This window comes from Halomonas llamarensis (genome assembly GCF_023555005.1).
Classification (GTDB): Bacteria; Pseudomonadota; Gammaproteobacteria; order Pseudomonadales; family Halomonadaceae; genus Vreelandella; species Vreelandella llamarensis.
The window spans coordinates 1-4,770 of the sequence record NZ_JAMJPJ010000058.1 but is presented as its reverse complement, the minus strand read 5'-3'; the positions used below and the strand labels follow the sequence as shown (position 1 = coordinate 4,770).

3 protein-coding genes are annotated in these 4,770 nt (G+C 49.4%); all 3 read right to left on the bottom strand.

Translation table 11 applies throughout. The features are described 5' to 3' along the window. Window positions 1-287 precede the first annotated feature (287 nt). Genes M8006_RS17350 through M8006_RS17340 form a run of 3 tightly spaced genes read right to left on the bottom strand, consistent with a single transcriptional unit; the run spans window position 288 to window position 4,632 of the window. Window positions 288-1,571: a DUF1302 domain-containing protein gene (locus tag M8006_RS17350; protein WP_250084423.1), complete on the bottom strand. Its 1,284-nt coding sequence runs from the start codon at window positions 1,569-1,571 to the stop codon at window positions 288-290. A gap of 54 nt (window positions 1,572-1,625) precedes the next feature. Next, a complete protein-coding gene (locus M8006_RS17345; protein ID WP_250084422.1) occupies window positions 1,626-2,444 on the bottom strand; it encodes an outer membrane lipoprotein-sorting protein in 819 nt (272 codons plus the stop codon). Continuing rightward, window positions 2,431-4,632, bottom strand: coding sequence for an efflux RND transporter permease subunit (locus tag M8006_RS17340; RefSeq protein WP_250084421.1), 2,202 nt, complete (start codon window positions 4,630-4,632; stop codon window positions 2,431-2,433). The genes M8006_RS17345 and M8006_RS17340 overlap by 14 nt, the downstream gene beginning before the upstream one ends. Window positions 4,633-4,770: the final 138 nt, after the last annotated feature.

Genomic DNA, 4,770 nt, shown 5'->3' with positions numbered 1-4,770 from the left:
AGGACGTTACGCTTTCACCCATAGTGGATGGCCTCTTGGAATCGTGTTCTTGGCGGAACATATTGATTACCTTAGAGATTACCATCCACTATTTTTGTTTTCAGGCCTGCCTAGTGAATAACCCGGGGTTGAGCTTCATGGACTCAAGGATGCTGTACCGACGAAAGTACTCATCAGGATTACCTTCCGCATGGTGGTAGAATTTCATAAAACTGACCAACGTCATGATATTGACAACGGTGTTATCAACATCGAAAAATGCAATCGTCTTATACATCAGAGCTTCTCTAAAACGTGTAGTGGGCGGCAAAGGTCAGCCTGTCTTTATCCGAAAACTGGCCAAACAAGCCATCAGTATCACCGAAAAAGTAATCGAACCCTGCCTTTAGTGTTACTGAGTCCGAGAAGTTATGGCGAATATTGAAAGACGTAAAACCATCCTGGCGATTTAAGTTCTGCATGATCATGGCCTCGACAACGTATCGCTGATTCAACAGATCCTTTGACAGGTTGAGGCTCCATGTTGTCTCGGTTTTATCCTGGTAAAGGTTATCCGCAGACTCCAGTATAATGTCTTGGAAAAGCTGGAAGGTAACGACACTGTCGCTGGCACCGTACCAGTCTAATGCGACGCCATAGTTCACCGTTCGCGCGAGATCAATCCCATTACCCTCGTTTGATCGGGTGAAGTAAGCGTTGTTAGTTGAATAAGCCAATTCTGACCGGAGCACGTAGTCACTCACAGCTGTGGAATAGGACGTTCCATAAATGTTGCGACGGGGTGCATAAGGCCGGTAGGTCACACCTTCGGAATTCGTTTCGCGACGATAGACGTAATCCTTGTCCGTTTGTCGTGCAACCACGAGGTTCACGTCATGACCTGAGAATGACCTTCCGACTCTCAGGGCAACATCTGTCTTGCCGCGTAGATCGTCGGGGTGTTCATTTTTAAACGTTACCGCGCGAGAATCATCAATAGTGGGAGAGACTAAGGGGCTTGAGGGCATGAAGGCGCCGTTGGGCACGAATGACAACGTCTGATCTGGAATTATCAGCAGTTGTGCTGCGTACTGATCGAAGCGATGACTGTAATTGACCATCCAGGTGGGAATACGAGATTCCTCGAAAGGTGCTAGTACGAACTCTTCGTAATCTACCGGGTTAACAATATCGAGCACTCTTAGACCGTCTGTAGCCCCCCAGGCCACGTGCTGTTTCCCCAGTCGCAGGAAGTGGCCGTTAAGAGGTATATCGACGTAGAGTTCGCGTAGATCCGCCCAGCCATCGTCGAAATAGTAGGGCTTCGATGCGTCAGAGTATGCAAAAATGTTGTCATAGTCGCGGTGAAGACTGTTATCAATATCATGGTTCAGGTTCACTCTAGCGCTAACACTGACACCTCCATTGAAATAATAGTCGACGTCATTAATCGACAAAAGCTGCTGTTTCTGAATCTCGCTATCGTCAACTTGAAAAGACGCGTCGTATACCAGCTCGCCCGAAAAGCTGAGTTCCCCGGCACTTGTGCTAGCCGAAATGACAGACAACAGAAGCAGTAGCCTAGATTTCATTGTAAAAATAATCCCTCTTCACAGTTTCCAAATTCAGCTGGGGCTCCGCGGTTGCTAGCCGCGCGATAAGTACTCACGCGTAAACATCTGCGGTCTAAGCGGTTTATTGAGTACAAAGTCATGGAAGTCGATCACGGTTTTGTGGCCGGTTTTAAGCGTTTCCATTGTCAACTTGTGAGGGCGGTATTCATTCTCGTCCCCGCCTTCAACAAGGCCAAAGTTATCCGCCGTCATGACTTTGAAGAGCTCGTCATCATGGTCATAGAATTCGGTGTAAACGGCGTGGAAATGTTCTTGCGAGATCCAGATAACCCTTCTGCCATACCCCGTAACGGCACGCTCTTCATCAGTAGCCGGTAAAGCCTCAATGACCCAGGTCTCATGCCCCATTTTTTCTTCAGTGCGCAATATTTCGTAGTCTCGGTTAGTGCCCGCAACTGTCCCGTCGAGTATCTCGAAGTCCTCGAAACTGAAGTCAGTACCGACAAAACTGTCCGTTTTAGTGTTGCCAGATATGCGCCGGGTACGCCGTAGCGAAGGCAGATACAACCATCGGTCATTATCTTCAGTAGCATGTTCGATCTGAACAAAGGAGATGCCTTCTACATTTCGTGGGGACAGGAACTTCATATACGATTTGCGAAGCGCAGGGTCAGTATCATCGAGGATAAATAACACGCGCCGTGTTCTCGATCGACCATCTCTATCAATAAGAGCCATTTCCAGCTCAGCCGTCTCGCTGATATCCGCTTTGCGGGCTGCTTCGTTAAGAGTCATGATCTCACGGGCTGTGTATTGCTCTGAGTAGGCGGTGTTGCCACCTAAGATGCTAGCCAGAACCACGCCGGCCAGTAGAATTTTACGCAGATTCATAAGCACTCCTTTGAGCTGTTTCCTGATGTGTGAATATGAATTTGGGTTGAACGATATTGATAAGTGCCGGGTACAGAATGATTGCACTACCCCCCATCAACAGCATGGTCAGAGATACTAAGTAGCCGAAAATCTGGACAGGCAGAAACTGGGATAGCGTTAGCATGGAAAAACCCAGCATGTTGGTAAAAGTATCGAACAGCACTGCTTTAGAAGAGATTGTTGAGGTTGCCACCAGCGATTTCTCGAAGTCGTTGGTAGCTGACATTTCCTTCTTCAGCCTTGTCAGGTAGTGAATGGAGAAATCGATGCCAATACCCACCGCCAAGCCGGTAATGATGGACGTGGGCATGTCCAGACGCAGGCCGAAGAAACCCATGACGGCAAAGGTAACCGTGACGCCGAACGCGACGGGTACAATGGCGAGCAAGCCGGCGGCAATGGATTTAAAGGAAAGCGCCACGATAACGACAATAATCGCGATAGCCATGAGAATGTTTAAGATCTTACCCTTGACGACATAGCCATCCTGCGCCAACCAAAGAATGACATCGCCACCGAAGTCCGCACGCAGCGTCGGGCCTAAATGCTCATCCGTGTACTGCTTGGCGAGGTCATAGAGGTGCTTGTGGTCGTCTGGCGAAGACGTGGTCAGCATCAGCTGGATTTTGGCTCTGCGATAGTCATAATCGACCAAGTCAGAGAAATCCCCTGGGCTTCCCGACATTTCGTAAAGCATCAAGTATTCAGCCACTTGCTTGTCATTGTCGAGGACGAATTCTGCTCCTCGTTCATCCTCAACAGACTCGGCAATTTGCTCAATAACATCGGCAATCGAGTTTGTGTAGCCTACGCCCGGCTGGTGCTCCATATAGTCCTGGAATTCGCGCATCTGCCGTAGTGTTTCCGCACGCTGAACGGCACCCTGTTCATCGCCTTCTATCATCACATTGATAAAGCGGGCACCGCCGATTTTTTCGTTAAAAACGTTGAACGCCACTTTTGCCTGATTGTCCTCTTCGAACAGGTTCAAAAAGTCCAGCCCCGTTTTCACCTTGCTCACGCCAATAAAGGCAATGACCAAGATGCTGAGGTAGACCAAAACAACCTTTTTGCTGTTTTTGAACGAGTACATGCTGACGGCGATCAACCGCCGATCCAACCAGCTCGGCTTGGCAGGCCCACTATCTTGCTGTGGTTTTTTCCGTCGGCTAATAACCTGCAGAATGGCGGGAATGATGGTGAGGTTAATAATCAATGCAGAGAAGACACCGATAGTTGCGGCAATGGCAAACTCTCTGATCATCAATATTTCGAACACGTAAAGGGAGGAAGCCCCCAGTGCCGAAGTGACGCCTACCATAATGAGAGAGGGCGTTATCCTTGAAAACGCAGATCGTGTTCTATCGTCACCGGAACGCTCGTTATTATGATATATCAGTAAATGTATGGTGTAGGAGCTGGCGATAGTAACCAGCAGAAGTGGTAGTGCTGACGAAACCGCTGTCTGTGGAAGTGACAAGTGCCCCATCATCCCCATGGCCCAGACGATACTTAACACCACCGCCAACATCGGTAGCAGCACGCCGGTCACACTTCGAAAACAAATCAGCAGACCCACCATGATCAGCAACAGCGCGAGAGGAATGAGTAGGGCTGTATCTTTCTGGATGCCGCCGTCGATTTCTTGAGTGAATATAGGCTCGCCGGTTACATAAAACTGCTCTGGGCCCTCGTACTGCTCCACGATTTCATAAATAGCGTTGTACAGCGTTGCTTGGTCGTAGCCTTCCTCGACTTTAGCGCTGATGATGGTGAAATCCCCCGACTCGGAGACCAAACGGCCGTGGACAAGCTTGTTGTCACGAACCGCCTGCCTGAGGGTTTCCGCCTCCCCGGCTGTTTTGGGAACTGATTTCATGAACTCGCCGACTTGCAGCCCCCACTCATTGGGCACCACGTTGTTAACCGTGGAGAGGCTGCGTATTTGATCAGGCACTACATAACTGATGTGGCGCAGGTCATTGGCGATATCAGCTACTTTCTGTAGCGTCGACGGCCTGAAAATCGTGTCGCTTTGTATGCCGATCATGATCTCGGTTTTATCGCCGAACACACCATCGATGCGGTTCTTGGTCTGCACGATGGGGTCGGATTTTGGAAGGTCTCCGTCCTGATTGGTCCTCACGGTAAGATCGCCGAGTTATTGTCAAATTTTGTGTATGACCGTTTAGGCGGCGGTCCTATCTGACTGATCTGTTAAGGGCTCCCCATCCTGGAATTTCACGTTATTCACGACCAGTTCCAGTTTGTTGAACCCCGCTAT

What these genes read in the sequence shown, in the direction of transcription:
- M8006_RS17350 (WP_250084423.1), bottom strand. Translation starts at nt 1,571, where the DNA reads ATGAAATCTAGGCTACTGCTTCTGTTGTCTGTCATTTCGGCTAGCACA.
- M8006_RS17345 (WP_250084422.1), bottom strand. Translation starts at nt 2,444, where the DNA reads ATGAATCTGCGTAAAATTCTACTGGCCGGCGTGGTTCTGGCTAGCATC.